This is a genomic window from Rhizobium ecuadorense (assembly GCF_001187535.1).
Taxonomy (GTDB): Bacteria; Pseudomonadota; Alphaproteobacteria; order Rhizobiales; family Rhizobiaceae; genus Rhizobium; species Rhizobium ecuadorense.
On sequence record NZ_LFIO01000528.1, the window covers coordinates 1 to 281 of the forward strand.

Annotated in this window: 1 pseudogene; it reads left to right on the forward strand. The window is 57.7% G+C overall.

Annotation, left to right across the window (positions count from 1 at the left end):
- Positions 1–281 (forward strand): annotated as a pseudogene (locus tag AF337_RS11840) (carbohydrate ABC transporter permease); the annotation flags it as partial.

A 281-nucleotide genomic window follows, 5' to 3' on the forward strand; every position in this document is an offset into this window, starting at 1 on the left:
CTTTTCGACCCGACCGATCAACTTCTTTCCGCAGCACTTTACGCTCGATCACTACTCCCGGCTGCTCGGCATCAATATTGCGCGGATCGGGGGTGTGGAGGTATTCAAACAGTTCCGTGCCGCGTTGCTCAATAGCGTGGTGACATCAATCGCTGCCACCCTGCTTTGCGTCGCGATATCCGCTCTTGGCGCGTACGCGTTCACCAGGCTTCAGTTTCCTGGCCGCAAAGTGCTTTTTGTCGCCGTCGTCGCGACTCTGGCCATTCCTGCCTACGCGGTCT